The sequence below is a fragment of the Actinosynnema sp. NPDC004786 genome (assembly GCF_053601135.1).
Genome location: NZ_JBSGBG010000007.1, coordinates 207,253 through 230,674, shown reverse-complemented (window position 1 = coordinate 230,674; position 23,422 = coordinate 207,253). Strand labels below are relative to the sequence as shown.

Genomic DNA, 23,422 nt, shown 5'->3' with positions numbered 1-23,422 from the left:
CGACCGGCCGCCGGAACCGGTACCGGGCCCCGCCCTTGTCGTTGATCCCCAAGGGTTTTCCACGGCTGCGAGTGTCGGTGGCGGCGTGTAGCGTCGAACGGACCAGGTTGATCACGGGGAGTGCCACCAGTGACTGCTGTCCGTAATGCCCCGGCTCCGGGGCCCGCCCCGGCGGTGTTCCGGGATCGAGCGGAGGCCGAGGCCTACGTGGCCTCGGTCTGCTTCAAGCACGGGCCTCCGAGGTTCCTCGGAGTCGAATTGGAATGGACCGTCCACCACGTCGAAGATCCCAGCCGGCCGCTCGACGCGAAGACCCTCGCGGCCGCGCTCGGCGACCACGCACCACCGACCCTCGTCCCCGACAGCCCTCAGCGGCCGCTGCCCTCCGGCACCCCGCTGACGGTGGAACCGGGTGGCCAGGTAGAGATCTCCACCCCGCCACGCGAATCGTTGACGGATCTGCTCAAGACCGTCGCGGCGGACATCGACCACCTCCAGGGCCTGCTCCGGCCGGCCGGCCTGCGCCTCGGCCAGCACGGCGCGGACCCGTTCCGCCCGCCCCGCCGGATGCTCGACGTCCCGCGCTACGCGGCCATGGAACACGCCTTCGCCCCGCTCGGGCCCGAGGGCATCACGATGATGTGCAGCACCGCGGGCCTGCAGGTGTGCCTGGACTTCGGGCTGGCGCACGACCTGCCCAAGCGCTGGGCCGCGGTGCACGCCCTCGGTCCCGTGCTGACCGCGTTGTTCGCGAACTCGCCGGGTGTCAACGGCCGCCGCACGGACTGGGCCAGCGCGAGGATGCGCACCCTCTACGCCACCGACCCGGTGCGCACCCGCCCCGCGGCGGTGTGCGCCAGACCGGCCGACGCGTGGGCCAAGCGCGTGCTCGACGCGCCGGTCATCGCGGTCCGCAGACCGGGGCCGAACTGGCTGCCGCCGCGCCCGCTCACGTTCGCCGACTGGATCGGGGGCGCGCTCGGCGAGCCGGCGACGTCCGACGACCTCGACTACCACCTCACCCTCCAGTTCCCGCCCGTCCGCCCGCGCGGCTACCTGGAGGTCCGCTACCTCGACACGCCGCCGGACGGCCAGTGGCTGCCGCCGGTCGTGCTGATGGCGGCGCTGTTCAGCACGCCGGAGTCGGTGGACGGCGTGCTCGCGGCGACCGAGACCGCCGCGAACCGCTGGCTGGCCGCCGCGCGCTACGGCCTGCACGACCCGGTGCTCGCCCGCGCGGCGCGCGACGTGGTCGAGCTGGGCTGCGCCGCGCTGCCCGACACCGACCTGTCGATCGGCCAGATCGACGCGATCGCCGAGGAGTTGCACCGCACGCTCGCCGAGAAGACCGGAGGGGGCCGTTCATGACCAGCACCGAGAACCTGCGCGACCGGGTCGCCGCCCAGCTCACCAGGGCGCGCGAACGCAGCAGGCTGCTCACCGACGCGGTGGACGACCACGACCTCGTCCGCCAGCACTCCAAGCTGATGTCGCCGCTGGTGTGGGACCTCGCGCACATCGGCAACCAGGAAGAGCTGTGGCTGGTCCGCGACGTGGGCGGGCGCGAGCCGGTCCGCGCGGACATCGATGAGCTGTACGACGCGTTCAAGCACGCCAGGGCGGTGCGGCCGGAGCTGCCGCTGCTCGGGCCGGCCGAGGCGCGCAAGTACGTCGGCGAGGTCCGGGACAAGGTGTTCGACGTGCTCGAACGCACCCCGCTGGAGGGCCACCGGCTCGTCGACAACGGGTTCGCGTTCGGCATGATCGTGCAGCACGAGCAGCAGCACGACGAGACCATGCTGGCCACGCACCAGCTCCGCGTCGGCGAGCCCGTGCTGGACGCGCCCGCCCCGCCGCCCGGCGGCCCGGTCGGTCCGGCCGAGGTGCTGGTGCCCGGCGGGCCGTTCACCATGGGCACGTCCACCGAGGCGTGGGCGCTGGACAACGAGCGGCCCGCGCACCAGGTGGTCACCGAGCCGTTCTTCATCGACACCACGCCGGTGACCAACGGCGCGTACGCCGCGTTCATCGCCGACGGCGGCTACCGCGACCCGAGGTGGTGGAGCGAGGCGGGCTGGGCGCACGTGCGGAAGGCGTCCCTGGTGGCGCCCCGGTTCTGGGAGCGCGTCGGGGACCAGTGGTACCGCACCGCGTTCGGCCGCACGGTCCCGCTCGACCCGGACCAGCCGGTGGTGCACGTCTGCTACTACGAGGCCGAGGCGTACGCGACGTGGGCGGGCAAGCGGCTGCCCACCGAGGTGGAGTGGGAGAAGGCGGCCCGGTTCGACCCGGCGACCGGCCGGTCGCGGCGCTACCCGTGGGGCGACGAGGACCCGACCGAGCGGCACGCCAACCTCAACCAGCGGCACCTGACGCCCGCGCCGGTCGGCGCGTACCCGGCGGGCGCGTCGCCGCTGGGCGTGCACCAGCTGATCGGCGACGTGTGGGAGTGGACCAGCTCCGACTTCCACGGCTACGCCGGGTTCGAGGTGTTCCCGTACGCGGAGTACTCGCAGGTGTTCTTCGGGTCGGACTACAAGGTGCTGCGGGGCGGGTCGTTCGGCAGCGACCAGGCGGCGGTGCGGTCGACGTTCCGGAACTGGGACTACCCGATCCGGCGGCAGATCTTCGCCGGCTTCCGCTGCGCGCGGGACGCGTCCCGGGACGAGTTGGCCTGACCGTGTGCCGCCACCTGGGTTACCTGGGCCCCGCCGTGCCCGTCGCCGCGCTGGTGCACGACCCGCCGAACTCGCTGGTGCGGCAGTCGTACGCGCCGCGGGACATGCGCGGCGGCGGCACGGTCAACGTGGACGGCTACGGCGTGGGGTGGTACCCCGCGCCGGGCGGTCCCGCGCTGCGCTACCGCCGCGTGGGCACGCTGTGGTCGGACGAGAACCTGCTCGCGCTGAGCCGGGTCACGCGGTCCGGCGCGGTGCTGGCCGCGGTCCGGTCGGCGACGGTGGGCATGCCGGTGGTCGACACCGCGTGCGCGCCGTTCACCGACGGGCGGTGGCTGTTCAGCCACAACGGACGGGTGGCCGACTGGCCGGAGTCCGTGGTGGACGTCGCCAAGACGCTGCCGGTGGCCACGCTGCTGACGCTGGACGCGCCGACCGACGCGGCGCTGCTGTGGGCGTTGGTGCGGTCGCGCCTGGCGGCGGGGGCCGCGCCCGGGGCCGCGCTGGCGTCCGTCGTGGCCGAGGTGGCGGCGGCGGCCCCGGGATCCCGGCTGAACCTGCTGCTCACCGACGGCGCCGTGCTCGCCGGCACCACGTGGACGCACTCGCTGTGGGTGCGCGCGGGTGACGGCGCGGTGACGTTGGCCTCCGAGCCGCTGGACGACGACCCGCGCTGGCGGGAGGTGCCCGACGGGCACGTCGTCACGGCGGATGTGTCCGATGTGGACGTTCAACCGATTGGACGAGGATGACCGAGCCTGTGCTGGACGTGCACCTGACCCCCGAGGACGCGGCGCTCGCGCTGCGGGCCGAGGCGAGGGCGGGGCTGACCGCGCGGCCGAAGTGGGTGTCGCCGAAGTGGTTCTACGACGCGGTCGGCAGCGACCTGTTCGAGGAGATCACCCGGCTGCCCGAGTACTACCCGACCCGCGCGGAGCGGGAGATCCTGGTGGCGCGGGCGGCGGAGATCGCGTCGCTCACCGGCGCGCACACGCTGGTCGAGTTGGGTTCCGGCTCGTCGGAGAAGACGCGGCTGCTGCTCAGCGCCCTGCGCGAGCACGGCACGTTGCGCGAGTTCGTGCCGTTGGACGTGTCGCCGTCGGCGTTGACCGACGCGGCCCGGGCGATCCTGGCGGCGTACCCGGGGCTGCGGGTGCACGGGGTGGTCGGCGACTTCACCGAGCACCTCGGGCTGCTGCCCGGCGCGCCGCCGCGGGTGGTGGCGTTCCTGGGCGGGACGATCGGGAACCTGATCCCGGAGGAGCGGGCCAAGTTCTTCCACTCGGTGCGCGACGTGCTGGAGCCGGGGGAGTGGCTGCTGCTCGGCACGGACCTGGTGAAGGACCCGGACGTGCTGGTGCGCGCGTACGACGACGCGCAGGGCGTGACCGCCGAGTTCAACCGCAACGTGCTGCGCGTGATCAACCGGGAGCTGGCGGCCGACTTCGACCCGGCGGACTTCGAGCACGTGGCGCTGTGGAACGCGGAGGAGGAGTGGATCGAGATGCGGCTGCGGGCGTTGCGGCCGGTCAAGGCGCACGTGGCGGCGCTGGGGCTGGAGGTGGCGTTCGCCGAGGGCGAGGAGCTGCGCACCGAGGTGTCCGCGAAGTTCCGCCGTGAGGGCGTGGCGCGGGAGCTGGCAGCGGCGGGCTTCGAGCCGCTGCGCTGGTGGACCGACCCGGAGGGCAGGTTCGCCCTGTCCCTGGCCCGGGCGGTCTAGGGCGTGACGTGCGGTGGTCCCGCCCGTGGGACCACCGCACGGGCCCCGTCAGACGAGCCGGTGGCCGCCGTCGACGTGCAGGACCGACCCGGTCATGAAGTGGTTGCGCTGGACCGCGGTGAACGCCTCGGCGAGGTCGTCCGGCGTGCCGACGCGGCCGGTCGGCAAGCGGGCGGCCATCGCGGCGAGCCGGTCGTGCTTGGCAGGGCCGGCCAGGACGTCCCAGACGGGGGTGTCGACCCACCCCGGCGAGACGGCGTTGACCCGGACCGGCGCGAGTTCCAGGGCCAGGGCGCGGACCAGCGCCTCCAGCGCGCCGTTGGCGGCGGCGAGCACCGACGCGCCCGTGCCCGGCCGGTGGGCGGCGACGCCGGAGGTGAAGGTGATCGAGCCGCCGGGCGCCACGTGCGGTCCGACGTGCTTGGCGACCAGCCAGGGGCCGAGCAGCTTGGTGGCCAGCACGCTGCGGGCGTGCTCCAAGGGGAAGTCGGCGAGGGGGAAGTAGGCGTCGCGCGCGTCCACCGCGGTGACGACGACGTGGTCGAGCGGGCCGGTGCTCTCGGCCAGCCGCCTCACGTCGTCCTCCCGGGTGATGTCCACCTGGCCGGTGCGCGGTCGTCCGTGCGGTGCGAGGGTCCGGGCGGCGTCGGCGAGCCGTTCGGCGGACCGGCCGGCGATCGTGACGGCGGCGCCCTGGTCCAGCAGGTGCCGGGCCAGCGCCAGGCCCATGCCGGAGGCGCCGCCGATGACGAGTACGTGTGTCATGGGAGCAGCGTCGCGGTGGGCGGGCGGTCGGCGGGAGACCGGCGCGGGCCTGGTCCCGGCGGGGCCACCCCGGTGCCGGGCGGGGGTGCGAGACTCGGGGCGTGGGTGAGCTGGGCGAGTTCCTGCGCAGCAGGCGCGGTCGGGTGCGACCGGCGGACGTGGGCCTGCCGGCGGGGGTGGGGCGGCGGCAGACGCCGGGGCTGCGCCGGGAGGAGTTGGCGGCGCTGGCGGGCGTGAGCGTGGACTACTACACGCGGCTGGAACAGGGGCGTGACACCAACCCGGGCGCGGCGGTGCTGCACGCGTTGGCGTCGGCGCTGCGGCTCGGTGACGACGAGCGGGCGCACCTGCACGCGTTGGCGCGGCTCGCCTCGGGGCCGGCCCCGTCGGGCGCGGGTGCGCCCCGACCGGGGCTGCTGCACCTGCTGGAGGCCGTGCGACCCACCGCGGCGTACGTGTTGGACCAGGTCAGCACCGTGCTGGCGGTGAACCCGGAGGGCGCGCCCCACCCCCTAACCCCCGCGTGTCCTACGCCCAGAACGCGTGTGTCCTACGTTCAGAACGCGTGTGTCCTACGTTCAGAACGCGTGTGTCCTACGTTCGGGACGCGTGTGTCGTACGTTCAGGATCCCTGAATTCAACGCTCAGGACGCGGACCCCGTGCCGGCACGCGAACACAGAAATCACGGCCTGCATCGTGCTACGGGTTGGAGCCGCGAAGGCCGCGCAACCGCGACCTCGTCGCGCACGCCGTGGTCGGTGAACGCTGCCGCCGGGCCGTCCGCCGCCGAGCCGACCCGGCGAACCGGGCCCAGAGTGGTGGACGCTGAAGTCGTGGCCCAGGAGCCCGCCCGTCGTGTTCCGAACGTTCAACTCGGGTGTTCCGAACGTAGGACACGGGTGACGCGGACGTAGGACACGCCGGTTGGCAAGGACCGGTGGTCGGGGGTGAAACCTCCGTTCTGCGGGTGTTGCGGAACGCGTTCGGGTGACAACCTCGCGCGATGGCGTCGCGGAGCACTTACTGAGGGGCGACGTCCGGCAGACCGAGGGAGCGCCGCATGCAACTCCGAACCAGAGCCCTGGGGCTCGCGCTGGCCATGGGCACCGCGGTGTCCGGCCTCGTGGGCACCGGTCCCGCCGCCGCGCAGGAAGCGCGGGCGGGAGCACAGCGCCCGATCCAGTGGACCACCTGCGCCGACGACGTCCTCGCCGAGATCCCGGCCGCCCAGCGCGACAAGGTGAGCTGCGCCAACCACCCCGTGCCGCTGGACCACCGCAAGCCCAACGGGCCGCAGATCACCATCGCGCTGATGAAGCGCCCGGCCGAGGACCAGGCCAACCGCATCGGCTCGCTCTTCATCAACCCCGGCGGCCCCGGCGGCGCGGGGTTGATCTACTCGGCCTACGGCAGCTCGTTCTTCCAGCCCGAGGTGATGAAGCGGTTCGACCTGATCGGGTTCGACCCGCGCGGCGTCGGCCGCAGCACGCCGCTGCGCTGCTTCAAGACCCTGGAGGAGGCCGAAGAGGTCTTCGGCCGCATGTCCGCCATCCCGGTCACGCGCACCGAGATCCGCGACACCACGGTCGCGACCAAGGACTACACCGACGCGTGCGCCCGCAACGCCGGCCCGCTGCTGGACCACATGTCCACCGAGGACGTGGCACGCGACCTCGACCTGCTCCGCGAGGGCGTCGGCGACCGGCAGCTCACCTTCGTCGGCTTCTCCTACGGCACGCTGCTCGGCGCGACCTACGCCAACATCTTCCCCTCGAAGTCCCGCGCCCTGGTGCTGGACGGCAACGTGGACCCGGCGCTGCGCACCTCCAACGGCACGGAGTACGACCGGCAGCGCGCGCAGGGCTTCGAGATCGCCCTGGACGCGTTCCTGAAGCGCTGCGACGCCGAGGGCGACAAGTGCGCCTACAGCGACGGGGACCCGCGGGCGAAGTTCGACGAGGTGCGCGACCACCTGCGCACCCGGCCGCTCACGCTGCCCACCGGCGAGGCCGTCACCTACGCCGACTACATCGGCCGGGTCACCGGCGACCTGTACGCGCCGACCCGCTTCAAGGCGCTGGCCGCCTGGCTCCAGAGCGTGTACGCCGTCCTGCACCCCGAGGCGGCGACGTTCTCCGCCCAGGCCCAGGCCGACCTGCTCCCGCCGCTCGCGAACAAGCACGGCCTGGCCGACATCCGGGCCGGGCGCGTCGGCGACACCGAGTACCTGTACGACGACTCGTACTACGGCGTGAACTGCACGGACAAGCCGTTCCTCCGCGCGCCGCAGCTGTTCCCGCTCGTGGCGGCGCAGTGGGAGCGGGAGTCGCCCACGTTCGGCCGCCAGCAGGCCGCGTCCGACCTGCTGACGTGCGCGACGTGGCCGGTGCCCCGCCCCGACCGCTGGGACGGGCCGTGGAACCGGCGCACGCCCAACCCCGTCGTCGTGGTGGGCAACTACTACGACCCGGCCACGCGGTACGACTTCGCCAAGCGCATGGCCCGCCAGCTCGGCAACGCGCGGCTGATCAGCGTGGACGCGTTCGGGCACTGCATCCTCGGCGACAGCGCGGGCGCGGACACCGCGGTCACCGACTACCTGGTCGACCTCAAGGCCCCGGCGAACGGCCAGGTCTTCCAGCCCAACGTCCAGCCGTTCTGACGGCTCCGGGTGCGGCCGTCGTCGCGAGGGCGACGGCCGCACCCGCCAGGACCACCAGCTCCACCGGCGGCTGCCACGTGCCCAGCAGGAGCGGGTGCGCCGCCGCGTCGAGGTAGGCGGCGGCCGCGTAGGCCGCGGCGGTGAGGAACACGACCGGGCTCCTGCTCCGCCACGCCCACACCACCAGCCCCGCGGCCACGGCGAAAGCGGCGGCCGACTCGTCGTGGTCCACGTGGGAGACGGCGAACGCCGTGGCGTTCATCTCGATGCCGACCAACGTCGTGTAGGCGCCGTCCGGCAGCCCCTCCAGCCGGGGATCGACCCACGTCGGCGCGGTCAGCGCGGTCAGCACCGGCCAGACCGCCAGACCGACGCCGACCAGCAGCAACGGGTACCACGCGCCGGGACGCCGCGCGTTCAGGTCGTAGGCCGCCGCCACCACGGCCGCGACGAGCAGCGCGAGCGCGCTGTAGTGCCACAACGACCCCAGCAAGCCGACGATCGCCAACACGTGCCACGGCCGCACGCGGTCCAGCCGCGCGTACGCGAACACCGCACCGGCGATCAGCACCAACTCCGGGCTCGACGCGACGTCGGGCGGCAACCACATCGGCGCCGGCTCGTCCGCCGTGACCGGCGCGTAGGCGAACCAGCCGAAGTCCTCGACCGGCGCCTCCCGCAGGTACTGGACGGCGGTCAGGTACGCCACGGCCGTGACCGCGACCACCGCGCTGCGCGCCCGCCACGCCCAGAACCCCAGCCCGAGCGCGGTCGCCACGCCGACCAGGTACCGCACCAGGTCGACCACGCTCGACCCGACCGTGACGAACAGGTCGTCCACGACCCACTCGGCCGCACCCAGGCCGAGCCCGAGCGCGAACGCGGTCGAGCCCGTCACCAGCAGCGGGAACCAGTCGCCCGGCTTCTCCGCGTGCACCTGCCGCGCCTTGAGCAGCAGGCCGGCGACCACGAGCGAGATCGACGTCCCGACCGGAGGACCGTGCACCGCCAACGGCAGCACCAGCCCGGCCAACACCGGCAACACCCACACGACGGCCCCCACGAGCACGCAACCCTATCGACCCTGCCGAGTGGCCGAACCGCGCGTGCGCCCACCCTCCCGGAACGAGGGCAGGCGCGCGGTCCGCCAGGCCGACGCGGGGGGTGAGGGGCGTCCCGGGTGTGGACGCCCCTCACCCGCGGCCGCTACTTCGGCGGCGGCGGGACCAGGCAGCTCACCGGAGCCGACCGGTTGCCCGAGGCGTCCACACCGTAGACCAGGGCGTCGCCCTTGAGCGTGATGCGCCAGTCGATGTCACCGACACCGGGCTTCTGGTTCGGCGTCGCGCCCGGCGCCTGCACCAGCTTGATCTTCGTGCCGCTCGGGAATCCGCCGAAGACGGCGGGGCTCGCCGAGTCGGAGACGAAGACCTGCGGGTTCGGGTCGACCGCGTCGGTCGCGGTCAGGACGAAGAACCCGTCCTCGTTGCCGGCCGGCGGCACGGTGCCGCCGCTCGGGTTGTTGGTCGGCGCGCAGGTGACGACCGGGGGAGTCGTGTCCACCCAGTCCTTCAGCACGTCGTCGCACACCCGGTGGCCGGCGGCGTGGGTGAAGCAGCCGCGGATCGAGTCCTGGCCGAGGCCCGCGAGCCCCTGGGTCGCCGGGTAGGTGAAGTCGACCGTGCCCGCGGCGGACGTGTCGCCGTTGCCCGCGCCGCCCGCGTTCGGGCCGCTGAGGACGGTGAAGTCGACCGGGGTGTCCGCGACCGGGTCGCCGAAGTCGTCGGTGACGGTCGCGGTCACGGTGTGCGTCTGGCCGGGCGTGCCCAGCTCGTTCACCGCGTGCTCGGGCTCCACGTCGATGAACGCGGCGCAGCCGCGCACGTTCACCGTCGGGTTGCCGAACGTCACGACGTGGCCCTCGGCGTCGGTGTAGGCGACCGACGGGTTGACCGCCAGCGCGCCGCCGCCGGCGGCCGGGAGGTGCGTCGCGGTGAACGTCAGCGTCACCGTCTCGGTGGCCAGTTCGGCGATGGTCCAGGTGAGCTGGTTGCCGTTCTGGGCGACCGAGCCCTTGGACACCGCCGCGCCGCTGACCGAGAACTGCGGGGCCACCGTGTCGACCACGGTCACGCCGGTCGCCGCGGGCACCACGATGGCCGCGCCGATCGCCTCGAACACCTCGTGCAGCTGCGCGGGCGTCGGGGCCTGGTAGTAGTGCGTGGCGTCGGGATCGGTGGTCCAGTCCCGGATCTCGTTGGCGTCGACGGTGCCGAGACCGATGCCGAAGATCTCGGTGCCCGCGTTGCGGGCCGCCAGGGCGTCGTCGCTCGCGTCACCGCCGACGGTGGTGACGCCGTCCGTCATGATGATCATCTTCTTGGCGTTGCCGGGCAGCGAGCCCGCCAGTTGCGCCTGGCCGGTGGAGATGGCGGCGGAGTGGTTGGTGTTGCCGCCCGCGACCAGCGCGTCGATGGCCGCCTTGACCGCGTTCGCGTCGGCCGTGAGCCCGGTGTCGACGGAGGCGTTGTCGGAGAAGCTGACCACGCCGATGCGGCTGCCGTTGGCGACCACGCCGTTCAGCGAGCCGTCGGTGGCCTCGTCGATGATGTCCACGAACGACTTGGCGGCGGCCTTCAGGTCGCCGATGGCCCCCTGCATGCTGCCGGAGCGGTCGAGGACCAGTTCGATGTCCACCGGTGCGCCCGCGATGCCCGTCTGGGCGTCGAGCGTCACGGTGACCGGGACGGAACCGCCGCACGCGATGTCGGTGGCTCCCAGGGCCTTGGTCCCGGTGACGGTGCCGCCGGCGGCGGCCGCCCCGGTGGTGGTCGCGAGTGGCGCCGCGAGCGCGGCGATCAGGATCGCGGTCACGCCGCAAGCCCGTCTTCGAGTGTTCTGCTGCATTCGGTGTCGCACCTCCTCGTGCGCGCCGAGTAGACGTGAAATCCCCTCTGGAATCACGTTCGCGCATTCCGTTGATGCCGGTTGAGTCAATCCCCGAACAGGTGCGGACCAGGCAGGATCGCACCGAATGACAACGCCCTGCGTCTCGGATGGCGTCGGCATGACGAGGTTAGGCGCGAATTCCGGGGTGGAGCAATTTGTTCACCCGGATGGCCTAGGGGGAATGGGCGGTCGTTTTTGATCTGGGGATCGTTACGGGTAAAAGTGCAATTGTGATGCGTTCTCGCGGTGATCGAAAAGGGCCGCCCACCCGCAGGGGTGGACGGCCCTTCCGCGTCGGGCGTGGCGCCTAGCCGCGCACCATCTTGCGCAGCACGTACTGCATGATGCCGCCGTTGCGGTAGTAGTCGGCCTCGCCGGGCGTGTCGATGCGGACCACCGCGTCGAACTCCACCTTCGAGCCGTCCGCCTTCGTCGCCACCACGTGCACCGTGCGCGGCGTCTCGCCGTCGTTCAGCGCGGTGATGCCGGTGAAGTCGAAGGTCTCCGTGCCGTCGAGGCCGAGGGAGGACGCCGACTCGCCGCCGGGGAACTGCAGCGGCAGGACGCCCATGCCGATCAGGTTCGACCGGTGGATGCGCTCGAACGACTCGGCGATCACGGCGCGCACGCCGAGCAGCGAGGTGCCCTTCGCGGCCCAGTCGCGCGACGAGCCCGAGCCGTACTCCTTGCCCGCCAGCACGACCAGCGGCACGCCCGCCTCGGCGTAGGCGACCGACGCGTCGTAGATCGTGGTCTGCGGCGCGCCCTCCTCCAGGAAGTTGCGGGTGAACCCGCCCTGCACGCCCTGCCCGTTGTTCTCGTCGGCGAGCAGCAGGTTGCGCAGCCGGATGTTGGCGAACGTGCCCCGGATCATCACCTCGTGGTTGCCGCGACGGGAACCGTAGGAGTTGAAGTCCTTGCGCTCGACGCCGTGCTCGGTCAGGTACTTGCCCGCGGGCGAGTCCGCCTTGATCGCGCCGGCCGGGGAGATGTGGTCGGTGGTGACCGAGTCGCCGAGCAGCGCCAGCACGCGCGCCCCGCTGATCTCCGTCACCGGGGCCGGCTCCATCTGCATGCCCTCGAAGTACGGGGGCTTGCGCACGTAGGTGGACTGGTCGTCCCACTCGAACGTCTTGCCGGTCGGCGTGGGCAGCGACCGCCAGCGCTCGTCGCCCGCGAACACGTCGGCGTAGCCCTTGGTGAAGCCCTCCGGCGAGATCGCCGAGGCGACGACGTCGGAGATCTCCTGCGGCGACGGCCAGATGTCGGCCAGGTACACCGGCTCGCCGTTCTGGTCCTCGCCCAGCGGCTCGGTGGTGATGTCCTTGTCCATCGAACCGGCCAGCGCGTACGCCACCACCAGCGGCGGGGACGCGAGGTAGTTCATCTTGATGTCCGGGTTGATCCGGCCCTCGAAGTTGCGGTTGCCCGACAGCACCGACACCGCGGCCAGGTCGCCCTGGTTGATGCCCGCCGAGATCTCGTCCTGCAGCGGGCCCGAGTTGCCGATGCACGTGGTGCAGCCGTAGCCGACCAGGTGGAAGCCCAGCTTCTCCAGGTACGGCAGCAGCCCGGCGCGCTCGTAGTAGTCCATGACGACCTTGGAGCCCGGCGCGAGGGTCGTCTTGACCCACGGCTTGCGCTCCAGGCCCTTCTCCACGGCCTTCTTCGCCAGCAGCGCCGCGCCGAGCATGACCGACGGGTTCGACGTGTTGGTGCACGACGTGATCGCGGCGATCGCCACCGCGCCGTGGTCCAGCTCGAACTCCGCGCCGTCCACGGTCACCTTGACCGGGTTGGACGGTCGGCCCTCCGCGCCCTCGGCCGCGGACTGGAACACGCGCGGCTTGCCGCCCGCGTCGCCGTCCGACACCGCGATCGGGTCGCTGGCCGGGAACGACTCCTCCGACGCCTCGTCCACCGGCGAGTTGGCCACGCCGTCGTCGTGCGCGACGTAGGCGCCGAGCGCCTGGCGGAACGCCTCCTTGGCGTTGGTCAGCTCGATGCGGTCCTGCGGGCGCTTCGGGCCGGCGATCGACGGCACGACCGTCGACAGGTCCAGCTCCAGCGTCTCGGAGTACACCGGCTCCGCGGCCGGGTCGTGCCACAGGCCCTGCTCCTTGGCGTACGCCTCGACCAGGGCGAGCTGCTCGGCCGTGCGGCCGGTGAGCTTGAGGTAGTCGATGGTCTCGGCGTCGATCGGGAAGATCGCGCAGGTGGAGCCGAACTCGGGGCTCATGTTGCCGATGGTGGCGCGGTTGGCCAGCGGCACCGCGCCGACGCCCGAGCCGTAGAACTCGACGAACTTGCCGACCACGCCGTGCCGGCGCAGCATCTCGGTGATCGTGAGCACCAGGTCGGTCGCGGTCGCGCCGGCGGGCAGCTCGCCGTGCAGCTTGAAGCCGACCACGCGCGGGATCAGCATCGACACCGGCTGGCCGAGCATGGCGGCCTCGGCCTCGATGCCGCCGACGCCCCAACCGAGCACGCCGATGCCGTTGACCATGGTGGTGTGGCTGTCGGTGCCGACCAGCGTGTCCGGGTACGCCTGGCCGTTGCGGACCATCACCACGCGGGCCAGGTGCTCGATGTTGACCTGGTGCACGATGCCGGTGCCCGGCGGGACGACCTTGAACTCGTCGAACGCGGTCTGGCCCCAGCGCAGGAACTGGTAGCGCTCCTTGTTGCGCTCGTACTCCAGGTCCACGTTCAGCTCGAACGCGTCCGGCCGGCCGAAGATGTCGGCGATCACCGAGTGGTCGATGACCAGCTCGGCCGGCGCCAGCGGGTTGACCTTCGTCGGGTCGCCGCCGAGCTGGGTCACCGCCTCGCGCATGGTGGCCAGGTCGACCACGCACGGCACGCCGGTGAAGTCCTGCATCACCACGCGGGCGGGCGTGAACTGGATCTCGGTGTCCGGCTCGGCCGACGGATCCCAGCTGCCCAGCGCGCGCACGTGGTCGGCGGTGATGTTCGCGCCGTCCTCGGTCCGCAGCAGGTTCTCCAGCAGGATCTTCAAGCTGTACGGCAGGCGCTCGGCCCCCTCGACCGCGCTCAGCCGGAACACCTCGTACGAGGCGTCGCCGACGGTGAGCGTGCCGCGGGCGCCGAAGCTGTCTTTGCTCGTGCCTCCAGTGCCGGCAGGCACGGAACTCCCTGGTCCTGTCACGTGAAACTCCATCTGGTGACGCGCAAAGTCGGTTGGGAACTACTGCCGAGTCTTCCGCACCCGCGGGTGCGGCGCCCTCTCACCCCAAACAGTACGCGTGTCCTGTATTCCGCTTCAACCCGGTCCTACCTTGGTCGGGGCATCATCACACCCGTGGTGCGTCTTGATCGAATCGGCAAGCGCTACGGCCGCGGCCCGTGGGTGCTGCGCGACGTCACGCTCGCCGTGGAGCCCGGCGAGGTGGTCGTGCTGCGCGGCGGGAACGGCGCGGGCAAGTCCACCCTCCTGCGCGTGGCCGCGGGCGTGACCGCGCCGACGACCGGGCGGGTGAGCCGCGGCGCGTCGGTCGGGTACGCCCCCGAGCGGTTCCCCACCGGCGTGAAGCTGTCCGCCCGCGAGTACCTGCGCCGCCTCGCCGCCGTGCGCGGCGTGCCGCTGCGCTGGGACCTGGTGGAGGCGCTGGGGTTCGTCGGCGACCCGGACGCGCCGATGGCCACCCTGTCCAAGGGCAACACGCAGAAGGTCGCGCTGGTCCAGGCGTTGCACGCGACCGACCTGCTGGTGCTGGACGAGCCGTGGTCCGGGCTCGACGCCGCCGCGGGCGCGGTGCTGGGCGAGCTGGTGACGTCGTCGGGGGCGGCCGTCGTGCTGACCGACCACCACGGGCACGACCTGCCCGGCGCGCGGGAGGTGCCGCTGGGCGCGGTGGCCGCGGGCGGCGGCGTGGTGATCGAGCTGGACCGGGTGGGGGAGGCGTTCGCGCTGATCAGCGCGTTGGAAGGGGTGTTCGCGGCGCACGAGGTCGGCGGCGGGGCCCGGGTCGAGGTGCGGGCCGGGTTCAGCGACGGCGTGCTGGCCGAGGCGCTGCGCCTGGGCTGCTCGGTGCGGAGCGTGCGGTCGTGACGGCGCTCGTGCGGTACCTGCTGGTGGACGTGCTGCGCACGCAGCGCTGGCTGCCGCCGGTGCTGGTGCTCGCGGCCGTGCTGGGGATGCTCTACGCCTCCGACGCCGGCCCGCCGCTGCCCGCGTACGCCGGGACGTGCGTGCTCGTCTACCCCGTGTCGGTGTGGCTGACGGTCGTCATCACGACCGCCGAGGACCCCGTGCGGCGGACGGTCACCGTCGTCTCCGCGGGCGGCTGGGCCCGCGCGCAGGCGGCCGTGACGGCGCTGTCCGCGCTGGCGGCGCTGGGCGTGGCGCTGGTCGCCGCCCTGGTGCCGGTCCTGACCCAGTCGCGGCCCTACCCGGCGGGCACGGTGGCGCAGGGGTTCGCCGCGCTGGCGGTGTGCGCGCTGGTCGGCGTGGGCGTGGGGGTGCTGTGCGGCCGTCCGGTGATCACCCAGGCGGGGTGGTCCGTGCTCGCCGCGACGGGCCTGGTCGTGCTGGTGTTCCTGTTCGGCCGCACCCCGCCGGTGGGCAACGTGCTGTGGGCGCTGTCGCACGACGACGGCGTCACCTCGGCGCTGGCGGTCTCCGGCGTGGTCGCGGCGCTGTTCGTGGTCGGCGCGACCTGGCTCGGCGTCGCGCTGGGCCCGCGCCGCGGCTAGCGGCGGGACCGGGCGTCACCACTGCCGGCGCACCGCCGCCTTGACGCCCGTCACCAGGGTGGACGGCGGCACGTCGTCGGCCACGACCGCGCCCGCCGCGATCACGGCGTCACGGCCGATGGTGACGCCGGGCAGGATGGTGGCGCCGGCCCCGATCCACACGTTCTCCGCCACGTCGATCGGCCCGCCGCTCAGCCACTCCCGCCGCTCCCCGGGGTCCACCGGGTGGCCGACCGTGATGAACGTGGCCCTCGGCCCGACCATCACGCGTGGGCCGAGCCGGATGCCCGCGTAGTCCAGGAACGTGCAGTTCTGGTTGACGAACACCCGTTCCGCGAGGTCCAGGCGCAGGCCGTGGTCGGTGTAGAAGGGCGGGTGGATCGTGACCCGGTCCGGCAGCGGCCGGCCGAGGATCTGCTCGAACAGCGCCGCCTTGCCCGCCTCGTCCTCGAACGGCAGGACGTTGAGGCGGGAGGTCAGCTCGGTGGCCCGCAGCACCCGCTCGGACATGGCGCGGAACTCGGCGCTGTGGATCCGCACGAGGCGGTCGTCGGGCATGGTGCGGTCACTCCCGGGTCAGGGGCGGGCGTCCGCCCGGCGGAACGAGAGCAGGGGCCCCCGACCGGGGACCCCTGCGTCGCGCGTCCGACCTACTTGATCGCCTTGATCAGCTCGTCGATGTCCTTCGGCTCCAACCCGCGCATCAGCGTCAGGAACAGCTCGCTGTAGGTGCGGAACGGGCTGACGTACCACTTGCCGTCCACCTCGGTGGCGACCACGCCGACGCCGTCCTTGAGCACCTGCGCGCCGACCCGCGCGATCACGTCGACCGCGGCGGACGGGATGTTCCGGCCGCCCTGCTGCTCCACGAGCTGCGCGATCTCGTCCGCGCACAGCCGCTGCGACTGGCCCTGCACCGTCGCGCTGTAGCAGTCGCCGTCCCGGCTGATCTCCACCTGCTCGCCCTCGGCCTCCACGACCAGCTTGCGGATGGTGAGCTGCGTGCCGCCCTTGACGTCCTTGGCGTCGGTCTCCAGCTCGACCAGCTTCGCGCCGGTGGCGGGGGTGCGGCCGACCTGGTCCAGGATCACCGGGCCGACGTCCTGCAGCACGCCCATCTCGTCCGGCGGCAGCAGCGCGATGACGCCCTCGACGTCACCCGCGAGCGCCTTCTCCACGAGCTGCTTGGCGGCGTCGTTCGGCGAACCCGCGCCGGCCGGCGCGATGCCCTGCGCGGGCCACTTCAGGTCCTCCTGCTCCAGCGCGGCGTTCGCGATGGTGTAGAAGAGGCTCGGGTACCACTCGTCGCCGACCTTGATGGTGGCGATGCCGATCGGCTTGCCGCCGCGGTCGGCCTTCTCCTTGGCGAAGTCCAGCGTCTCGGTCTCGGTGCCGGCCTGCTGCAGCTCCGCGCCGAGCGCGTCGACCAGCTTGTCGGTCAACGGGATCTGCTTGACGTCCGAGGTGATCGTGATCTTGCCCTCGACCACCTTGTTGATCGTCAGGCGGTCGTTGACCTTCTCCGCGGCGGCGTCGTCGAACTTGATGCCCTCGCTCTTGATCTGGACGCCGGTGAGCTTGTTCGGGTCCGCGTCCTTCTTCAGGATCTCCAGCCGCTTGGCCTCGTCGACCGTGGCCTCGGTGTAGTCCTTGCTGAGCTTGGCCTCGGCGGGCGCCAGGCCGTTCATGATGCCCAGGACGTCACCGCTGCCCAGCGCGCTGAGCAGGTTGTTCGCCGCGGTGGACGGGCTCTCCGCGCCCGCGGCCACGTCGTCGGAGCTGCGCAGCGCCCACACCGTGGCGACGGTGCCGGCGGCGAGCGCGAGGACGGCGACGACCGCCGTGATCACCAGGCCGGTGCGCTTCTTCTTCGGCGGCTCACCGCCCGCGAAGCCGTACGGCGGCTGGCCGTAGGGCGGCTGCTGGCCGAAGCCCGGCTGCTGACCGGGGTGCTGGGGCTGCGCGAAGCCCTGCGGGCCGGTCTGCGGGTAGCCGCCCTGCGGGAACCCCTGCTGCGGCTGGGGACCGGTCTGCGGGTAGCCGCCCGGCTGCTGCGGGTAGCCGCCCTGCGGCTGGCCGTACGGGTTGTTCTGCGGTGGCCATTCGCCTCCGCCGCCACCTGGGTAGGTCACGGTGCTCCTCCTGGAGTGCTGATCGCTGTGCGGGATGTCGCGGTGAGCACGGTGATCGCCCCGGCGATCCCCAGCACAGCACCACCGAGGGTCACCACCGGTCCGGTCAGGCTGATCCCGACCAATGCCCCCTCGTCGCCCCCTTGGACGGCGGCAAGTGCCGCCACCGTTCCCGCAATCGTGCCAAACACCAGTGCGACCCATGCCGCGAATCGGTGAAAACGCACCGCCCAAAGCACCACACAGCACACCGCCAACGGGGTGAGCGCGACCCACGCGCCGCGCAGCACCTCGCCCTGCGCACCGTCCAACCCGGCGAAACCACGCAGCGCGAGCACTTCGTAACTGGTCCGCGTGACCGTCCCGGAACGCAGCCAGGGCAGGAAGAAACCCACCACCGCCGTGACCAAACCGATAACTCCGAGCACCACGCCGACCCGGCGCCTGGTGGTCGGACCCGCCGACGCTCGTCTCATGGTCGGCTCCTCCGAGGTGTCCTGCGCACGCCGACATGCTCGCAGGCGTGTGGGACGGTGGTGGCATGAACGCACGCGACGTGATGGCCCTCTCGCGGCGGATCACCGTGCTGACCGGCGCGGGGGTGTCGCTGGAGTCCGGGGTGGTGCGGTTCCGGTTCGACGCGTCGTCGTTCCTGACCTCCGCGCGCGTGCGGCGGGACGTGTGGCGGTCCTGGCTGGACGATCCGTTGTGGACGGCCGAGCCGAACGCCGCCCACCGCGCGGTGGCCGCGCTGCAACGCGCCGGCCGGGTGCGGTCGGTGCTCACCCAGAACGTCGACGGGCTGCACCAGCGGGCCGGGTCGTCGTCGGTGGTGGAGCTGCACGGGTCGATGGCCCGGGTGGTGTGCGTCTCGTGCGGCGCGACCGGCGCGACGGGGGACGCCCTGGCCCGGGTGCGCGCCGGCGAGGCGCCGCCGGGCTGCCCGGTGTGCGGCGGCGTGCTGCGGCCGGCCGCGGTCGCGTTCGGCGAACCGCTGCACCCGGACGTGCTGCGCGCGGCGCGGACGGCGGCGCTCGACTGCGACGCGATGCTCGTGGTCGGGACGTCGCTGACGGTGGAGCCGGCCGCGGGCCTGGTGCCGCTGGCCGCGCGGGCGGGCGCGGCGGTGGTGATCTGCAACCTGGACCCGACGCCGCACGACTCGCTGGCGGCCGCCGTGGTGCGCGCGCCGGCCGCCGCGGCGCTGCCGGAGCTGGCCGCCGTGCCCGTGGTGGCGACCGGCCCGATCCGCACGTGGGGCGACCCGAGCACCTGGTGACCACCCGTTCGTGCCGATCGACCACCCACCCGGGCACCCGGTGCGGTGGCATCGTGACCGCATGGGAGATCAACAGTCGCCGATCAACCTCCACGACGCGGTGGTGGTCCCCGGGCTGGCGGACGAGTTGACCGTGCGGTGGCGGGCCGACCAGTTCACCGCCGCCGAGGAGGGCCACGGCTGGCGGTTCCGGCCGCGGGGCGAGCACGTGGTGACGCTCTCCGGCCGGGACTTCCGGCTCGACAACCTCCACTTCCACCGGCCGAGCGAGCACTGGGTGCGCGGCCGGGCACGGGGCGCCGAGCTGCACGCCGTCCACCTGGGCGCGGACGACGCGCTGCGGGCGTGCGTGCTCGCGGTGTTCGTGGACCTGGGCGAGCCGGGCCCGTCCGAGGCGAAACCGCCGAGCGGCATCGACCTGCCGAAGCTCTTCCCGGGCGGCGGCTTCCACCGCTACGAGGGCTCGCTGACCACCGGCGGGTTCGACGAGATCGTCAGCTGGGTGGTCATGCACGACCCGGTGCAGGTGGAGGACCCGGCGCTGCGCGCCTTCGTCCGCTCCCACGCCGACCGGCCGCGGCCCGTGCAACCGGTCAACCGCCGGTTCCTGCTGACCACCGGCTGACGATCGGCCGACGTGGCGCTGGTCGCGGCGCGCACGCGTGCATAAGGTCACCACGTATGCGCGTACCCCTGACTGTCGCCGATTTCCTCGACCGGGCGGAGCAGGTCTTCGCCGACACGACGGCCGCCGTGGACGAGCCCGACCAGCCCGCCGCGCCCGTGCCGACCACCACCTACGGCGGGTTCGCCGCCCGCGTCCGGGCCTGGCAGGCCGGGTTCGACGCGCTCGGCCTCGGCGAGGGCGAGCGGGTGGCCGTGGTCAGCCAGAACTCGGCCCGCCTGCTCGAACTGCTGCACGCCGTGCCCGCGACCGGGCGCATCGCGGTGCCGGTCAACTTCCGGCTGCGGCCCGACGAGGTGTCCTACATCGTCGAGCACAGCGGCGCGTCCGCGCTGCTCGTGGACCCGGAGCTGGAGCTGGACGGCGTCACCGCGCCGCACCGCTTCGTGCTCGGCGAGCAGACCGAGACCGAGCTGATGCGCTTCGGCGTCGAACCGCGCCCGTGGCGCGAGCCGGACGAGGACGCCACCGCCACGATCAACTACACCTCCGGCACGACCGCCCGGCCCAAGGGCGTCCGGATGACCCACCGCAACATCTGGCTCAACGCCGTCACGTTCGCCCTGCACGCCCGCGTCTGGGAGCGCGACGTCTACCTGCACGTGCTGCCGATGTTCCACTGCAACGGCTGGGGCATGCCCTACGGCCTGGCCGGGCTCGGCGTGCCGCAGGTCGTGCTGCGCAAGGTGGACGGGACCGAGATCCTCCGGCGCGTCCGCGACCACGGCGTCACGCTGATGTGCGGCGCGCCCGCCGTCTGGAACGCCGTGCTCGACGCCGCCCGGGAGTGGGACGGCGAGATCCCCGGCCGCGACCGGGTCCGCATCGTCTGCGCCGGCGCGCCGCCGCCCAGCCGCACCATCGCCCGCGTCGGCGAGGAGCTGGGCTGGGAGTTCCTCCAGCTCTACGGCCTGACCGAGACCTCGCCGCTGCTGACCTTCAACCGCACCCGGCCGGCCGACGACGCGCTGCCCGCGGAGGAGCGGGCGCGGAAGCTGTCGCGGGCCGGCGCGCCGGGGCTCGGCGTGCGGCTCAAGGTGTCGGGGACCGGCGAGGTGCTGGCGCGCGGCAACGTGGTCATGGCGGGCTACTGGGAGAACCCCGAGGCCACCGCCGAGGCGTTGGCGGACGGCTGGTTCCACACCGGCGACGGCGGCGAGCTGGACGACGAGGGCCACCTGACGATCTCGGACCGCAAGAAGGACGTGATCATCACCGGCGGCGAGAACGTGTCGTCCATCGAGGTGGAGGACGCCCTGTTCGCCCACCCCGCGGTCGCCGAGGCGGCGGTCATCGGCGTGCCGGACGAGAAGTGGGGCGAGACGATCAAGGCGCTGGTGGTGCGGGCGGAGGGCGCGGAGGTGACGGAGGCCGAGCTGATCGCGCACTGCAAGGCCCGGCTCGCCGGCTACAAGGCGCCGACGTCGGTCGAGTTCCGCGACGCGATCCCGCGCACCGCGACCGGCAAGGTGCAGAAGTTCAAGCTGCGCGAGCCGTACTGGGCGGGCCTCGACCGCAAGGTCAACTGAGCGTGATCAGGTCACCCGGCTGAGGGAGGCTCGCTGCGCCTGCTGTTACCCGTGTGGCTGATGTTCATGCTGGGCCGGTTGGAATCGATGTGGCGGGAGTGGCAGAGTCGGCCCCGTGTCACGCCGTTCGGCGTAACGCCGATCGGCCGAGTGCGCGGGGAGGCGGAAATCGTGACCCGATGGGTGATCCCGGTCGTGATCGCGTTGACCACCGCGGTGGGCCTGGCCGGCACGGCCCACGCGGCCCCGCCACCCCCGCCCAACCCCAGCGACGCCGACCTCGCCGCCGGCCGGCAGGAGGCCGACGCCAAGGCCGCCCGCGTCGGCGAGCTGACCGGCCGGCTCACCGAGGCCGAGTCCCGGCTCCAGGAGCTGACCGACGACGTCGCGTACCGGATGGAGCTGGCCAACAAGGCCCGGGTCGACCTGGAGGCGGCCCAGGGGGAGGCCGACCGGGCCCGCCGGGACGCCGAGGCGGCCCGGGTCGCGGCCGACGCCGCCGGCCGGGCCGTCGAGGACGCCCGCGCGGACCTGGACGAGTTCGCCGCCGCGAGCTTCCAGCAGGGCAGCGTCATCGGGTCGGTCTCGGCGTACTTCGGCGCGTCCAGCCCCGAGGACCTGCTGGCGCGCGCGCAGCTGTTGGAGGCGGTCGGCGACGCCGGCCTGGACGCGTTGGCCGACGTCGAGCGACGCCGGTCCGAGCAGGCGAACGCCGACTCGGCCGCCCGTGCCGCGCTCGACCTGGCCGACCGCAAGCGCGCCGCCGCCGACCAGGCCAAGCGGGACGCCGACGCGGCGCAGGCGGACGCCGTGCGGGCGCAGGAGGGCCAGGCCGCCGCGGCCCGCGCCATCCAGGACGACAAGACCCGGGTCGAGGGCGAGCTGGACCAGGCGTTGCACGCGGTGGAGAGCCTGGAGGGGCAGCGGGCCCGGTACGACCGGTGGCTGGAGGACAAGAGGCGCGAGGAGGAGGAAGCCGCCCGGCAGGCCGCCCTCGCCGCGGCGGCCCCGAAACCGCAGGCCCCGCGCCCGCAGCCGGTCGTCGCGCCGGGCGGCAGCGCGGCCGTGGAGACGGTCGTCGCGCGTGCCCTGGCGCAGCTCGGCGTGCGGTACTCGTGGGGCGGCGGCAACTACAACGGCCCGACCGTCGGCATCCGCGACGGCGGCGTCGGCGACGCGCACGGCGACTACTACAACGTCGGCTTCGACTGCTCGGGGCTGATGATGTACGCGTTCGCGGGGGTCGGCGTCTACCTGCCGCACTACAGCGGCTACCAGTACAACGCGGGCCGCAAGGTGCCGCTGACCCAGGCGCGGCGCGGCGACATGCTGTTCTGGGGACCAGGCGGCGGCACGCACGTCGCGCTCTACCTCGGCGGCGGGATGATGGTCGAGGCCCCGTTCTCCGGGTCGCACGTCCGGGTCGCCCCGGTGCGGTACGGCGGGATCATGCCGTACGCCACGCGCCTGCTCTAGCGGTGCTCGCCCGCCGGTTCCAGGCGCAGCGACCGGACCTCCTCGCGCAACGCCCGGATCTCGGCCAGCAGCGCGTCGTCGGGCGTGGCGGGGCGCGCCGGCACGTCGGACTCCATCGCGTTGCACACGACCGCGATGAACAGGTTCAGCATGGTGAACGTGCCGACGAGCAGGTAGGCCACGAAGAACACCCAGGCCAGCGGCTGGGTCGCCATCAGGTCGCGCATGACGTCCGACCAGCCGTCGCCGGTGGTGATCTGGAACAGCGTGAGGACGGTCGGGCCGAGGCCGTCGAACCGGGGGTCGCCGCCGGCGCGGAACAGGTTCACCGCGACCACGCTGGCGACGTACAGCATCAGCACGAGCAGGCCGGACAGCGAGAGCAGGCCGGGGATCGACTTCACCAGCGCGGTCACCACGCGGCGCATGCTCGGCACCATCGCGACCAGCCGCAGCGCGCGCAGCACGCGCAGGGCGCGGATCACCGACAGCGGCCCGGCGGCCGGCAGCAGGGCGACCGCGACCACGGCGAGGTCGAAGCAGCTCCACGGGTCGCGGAAGAACCGGAGGCGGTGCGCGTGCAGTCGGGCGGCCAGCTCGACCACGAAGAACGCCATCGCGGCCCGGTCGAGCACCGTGAAGAGGCCGCCGGCCGAGGACACCAGGGCCGGTGACGTCTCGCACCCGAGGGTGATCGCGTTGACCACGACCACCGCGACGACCAACCGCTGGAAGCGCCTGCCGTCCACGACGTCGCGGACGCGGTCGCGCAAAGCCATGCCGAACTCCTCCTGCACGCGTCTGGGGCGGTGCCCGATCGAGCACCGCCC

20 protein-coding genes are annotated in these 23,422 nt (G+C 73.1%); 12 read left to right on the top strand and 8 right to left on the bottom strand.

Annotated features, from left to right (window positions below; genetic code table 11):
- The first annotated feature begins 258 nt into the window (after positions 1-258).
- From ACWEFJ_RS09025 to egtD, 4 genes are read left to right on the top strand one after another with little or no spacing between them, the layout of a single operon-like run.
- Complete coding sequence (locus ACWEFJ_RS09025; protein ID WP_378090841.1) at positions 259-1,368, top strand: glutamate-cysteine ligase family protein; 1,110 nt, start codon at positions 259-261, stop codon at positions 1,366-1,368.
- Positions 1,365-2,678, top strand: a complete 1,314-nt coding sequence (gene egtB, locus ACWEFJ_RS09020; RefSeq protein WP_378090842.1) for an ergothioneine biosynthesis protein EgtB — start codon at positions 1,365-1,367, stop codon at positions 2,676-2,678. The genes ACWEFJ_RS09025 and egtB overlap by 4 nt, the downstream gene beginning before the upstream one ends.
- Positions 2,679-2,680: 2 nt before the next feature.
- Positions 2,681-3,430 (top strand): ergothioneine biosynthesis protein EgtC, encoded by a 750-nt coding sequence (gene egtC / locus ACWEFJ_RS09015; protein WP_449713371.1) that lies wholly within the window; start codon positions 2,681-2,683, stop codon positions 3,428-3,430.
- Positions 3,427-4,398, top strand: a complete 972-nt coding sequence (gene egtD / locus ACWEFJ_RS09010) for an L-histidine N(alpha)-methyltransferase (RefSeq protein ID WP_449713370.1) — start codon at positions 3,427-3,429, stop codon at positions 4,396-4,398. The genes egtC and egtD overlap by 4 nt, the downstream gene beginning before the upstream one ends.
- A 48-nt stretch (positions 4,399-4,446) precedes the next feature.
- Here the strand turns inward: egtD and ACWEFJ_RS09005 are convergent, their stop codons facing one another.
- A complete protein-coding gene (locus tag ACWEFJ_RS09005) occupies positions 4,447-5,163 on the bottom strand; it encodes an SDR family oxidoreductase (RefSeq protein ID WP_378090846.1) in 717 nt (238 codons plus the stop codon).
- A 101-nt stretch (positions 5,164-5,264) separates the two neighbouring features.
- Here ACWEFJ_RS09005 and ACWEFJ_RS09000 point away from each other — a divergent pair, with 101 nt between their 5' ends.
- Positions 5,265-5,798, top strand: a complete 534-nt coding sequence (locus ACWEFJ_RS09000) for a helix-turn-helix domain-containing protein (RefSeq protein ID WP_449713369.1) — start codon at positions 5,265-5,267, stop codon at positions 5,796-5,798.
- A gap of 426 nt (positions 5,799-6,224) precedes the next feature.
- Positions 6,225-7,826, top strand: a complete 1,602-nt coding sequence (locus ACWEFJ_RS08995; RefSeq protein WP_378090850.1) for an alpha/beta hydrolase — start codon at positions 6,225-6,227, stop codon at positions 7,824-7,826.
- Here ACWEFJ_RS08995 and ACWEFJ_RS08990 read toward each other — a convergent pair.
- The 3 genes from ACWEFJ_RS08990 to acnA all read right to left on the bottom strand — a co-directional run bounded on the left by ACWEFJ_RS08990 (position 7,774) and on the right by acnA (position 13,923).
- The gene (locus ACWEFJ_RS08990) at positions 7,774-8,889 is read right to left on the bottom strand and encodes a hypothetical protein (protein ID WP_449713368.1); all 1,116 of its coding nucleotides are present in this window, start codon (positions 8,887-8,889) and stop codon (positions 7,774-7,776) included. The two genes, ACWEFJ_RS08995 and ACWEFJ_RS08990, sit on opposite strands and share 53 nt — an antisense overlap.
- Before the next feature lie 143 nt (positions 8,890-9,032).
- Positions 9,033-10,700: a VWA domain-containing protein gene (locus ACWEFJ_RS08985; protein WP_449713367.1), complete on the bottom strand. Its 1,668-nt coding sequence runs from the start codon at positions 10,698-10,700 to the stop codon at positions 9,033-9,035.
- Positions 10,701-11,082: 382 nt separating this feature from the next.
- A complete protein-coding gene (acnA, locus tag ACWEFJ_RS08980) occupies positions 11,083-13,923 on the bottom strand; it encodes an aconitate hydratase AcnA (RefSeq protein WP_449713366.1) in 2,841 nt (946 codons plus the stop codon).
- A 177-nt stretch (positions 13,924-14,100) separates the two neighbouring features.
- Between acnA and ACWEFJ_RS08975 the strand changes: the two genes are divergently transcribed.
- Positions 14,101-14,847, top strand: coding sequence for an ABC transporter ATP-binding protein (locus ACWEFJ_RS08975; RefSeq protein WP_449713365.1), 747 nt, complete (start codon positions 14,101-14,103; stop codon positions 14,845-14,847).
- On the top strand, positions 14,844-15,491 hold the full coding sequence (locus ACWEFJ_RS08970) for a hypothetical protein (RefSeq protein ID WP_449713364.1): 648 nt from the start codon (positions 14,844-14,846) through the stop codon (positions 15,489-15,491). The genes ACWEFJ_RS08975 and ACWEFJ_RS08970 overlap by 4 nt, the downstream gene beginning before the upstream one ends.
- A 15-nt stretch (positions 15,492-15,506) precedes the next feature.
- On the opposite strand, the gene ACWEFJ_RS08965 is transcribed toward ACWEFJ_RS08970, so the two are convergent.
- From ACWEFJ_RS08965 to ACWEFJ_RS08955, 3 genes are all read right to left on the bottom strand, one after another.
- Positions 15,507-16,049: a DapH/DapD/GlmU-related protein gene (locus ACWEFJ_RS08965; protein WP_378090858.1), complete on the bottom strand. Its 543-nt coding sequence runs from the start codon at positions 16,047-16,049 to the stop codon at positions 15,507-15,509.
- A 92-nt stretch (positions 16,050-16,141) separates the two neighbouring features.
- Positions 16,142-17,623: a flagellar basal body protein FliL gene (locus tag ACWEFJ_RS08960; RefSeq protein ID WP_449713363.1), complete on the bottom strand. Its 1,482-nt coding sequence runs from the start codon at positions 17,621-17,623 to the stop codon at positions 16,142-16,144.
- A complete protein-coding gene (locus ACWEFJ_RS08955; protein WP_378090860.1) occupies positions 17,620-18,099 on the bottom strand; it encodes a hypothetical protein in 480 nt (159 codons plus the stop codon). The genes ACWEFJ_RS08960 and ACWEFJ_RS08955 overlap by 4 nt, the downstream gene beginning before the upstream one ends.
- 65 nt (positions 18,100-18,164) lie before the next feature.
- Here ACWEFJ_RS08955 and ACWEFJ_RS08950 point away from each other — a divergent pair, with 65 nt between their 5' ends.
- The 4 genes from ACWEFJ_RS08950 to ACWEFJ_RS08935 all read left to right on the top strand — a co-directional run bounded on the left by ACWEFJ_RS08950 (position 18,165) and on the right by ACWEFJ_RS08935 (position 22,592).
- Positions 18,165-18,902 carry an SIR2 family NAD-dependent protein deacylase gene (locus ACWEFJ_RS08950; RefSeq protein WP_378090861.1) on the top strand — a complete coding sequence of 246 codons (738 nt, stop codon included), beginning with the start codon at positions 18,165-18,167 and terminating at the stop codon, positions 18,900-18,902.
- Positions 18,903-18,912: 10 nt separating this feature from the next.
- The gene (locus ACWEFJ_RS08945) at positions 18,913-19,527 is read left to right on the top strand and encodes a carbonic anhydrase family protein (protein WP_449713362.1); all 615 of its coding nucleotides are present in this window, start codon (positions 18,913-18,915) and stop codon (positions 19,525-19,527) included.
- 56 nt (positions 19,528-19,583) lie between these two features.
- Positions 19,584-21,116, top strand: a complete 1,533-nt coding sequence (locus ACWEFJ_RS08940) for an AMP-binding protein (protein WP_449713361.1) — start codon at positions 19,584-19,586, stop codon at positions 21,114-21,116.
- A gap of 171 nt (positions 21,117-21,287) precedes the next feature.
- Positions 21,288-22,592, top strand: a complete 1,305-nt coding sequence (locus tag ACWEFJ_RS08935) for an NlpC/P60 family protein (RefSeq protein WP_449713360.1) — start codon at positions 21,288-21,290, stop codon at positions 22,590-22,592.
- Here ACWEFJ_RS08935 and ACWEFJ_RS08930 read toward each other — a convergent pair.
- The gene (locus ACWEFJ_RS08930; RefSeq protein ID WP_378090865.1) at positions 22,589-23,371 is read right to left on the bottom strand and encodes an ion transporter; all 783 of its coding nucleotides are present in this window, start codon (positions 23,369-23,371) and stop codon (positions 22,589-22,591) included. The two genes, ACWEFJ_RS08935 and ACWEFJ_RS08930, sit on opposite strands and share 4 nt — an antisense overlap.
- Positions 23,372-23,422: the final 51 nt, after the last annotated feature.

What these genes read in the sequence shown, in the direction of transcription:
- egtB (WP_378090842.1), top strand. Translation starts at nt 1,365, where the DNA reads ATGACCAGCACCGAGAACCTGCGCGACCGGGTCGCCGCCCAGCTCACC.
- egtD (WP_449713370.1), top strand. Translation starts at nt 3,427, where the DNA reads ATGACCGAGCCTGTGCTGGACGTGCACCTGACCCCCGAGGACGCGGCG.
- ACWEFJ_RS09005 (WP_378090846.1), bottom strand. Translation starts at nt 5,163, where the DNA reads ATGACACACGTACTCGTCATCGGCGGCGCCTCCGGCATGGGCCTGGCG.
- ACWEFJ_RS08995 (WP_378090850.1), top strand. Translation starts at nt 6,225, where the DNA reads ATGCAACTCCGAACCAGAGCCCTGGGGCTCGCGCTGGCCATGGGCACC.
- ACWEFJ_RS08965 (WP_378090858.1), bottom strand. Translation starts at nt 16,049, where the DNA reads ATGCCCGACGACCGCCTCGTGCGGATCCACAGCGCCGAGTTCCGCGCC.
- ACWEFJ_RS08955 (WP_378090860.1), bottom strand. Translation starts at nt 18,099, where the DNA reads ATGAGACGAGCGTCGGCGGGTCCGACCACCAGGCGCCGGGTCGGCGTG.
- ACWEFJ_RS08950 (WP_378090861.1), top strand. Translation starts at nt 18,165, where the DNA reads ATGAACGCACGCGACGTGATGGCCCTCTCGCGGCGGATCACCGTGCTG.
- ACWEFJ_RS08940 (WP_449713361.1), top strand. Translation starts at nt 19,584, where the DNA reads ATGCGCGTACCCCTGACTGTCGCCGATTTCCTCGACCGGGCGGAGCAG.
- ACWEFJ_RS08930 (WP_378090865.1), bottom strand. Translation starts at nt 23,371, where the DNA reads ATGGCTTTGCGCGACCGCGTCCGCGACGTCGTGGACGGCAGGCGCTTC.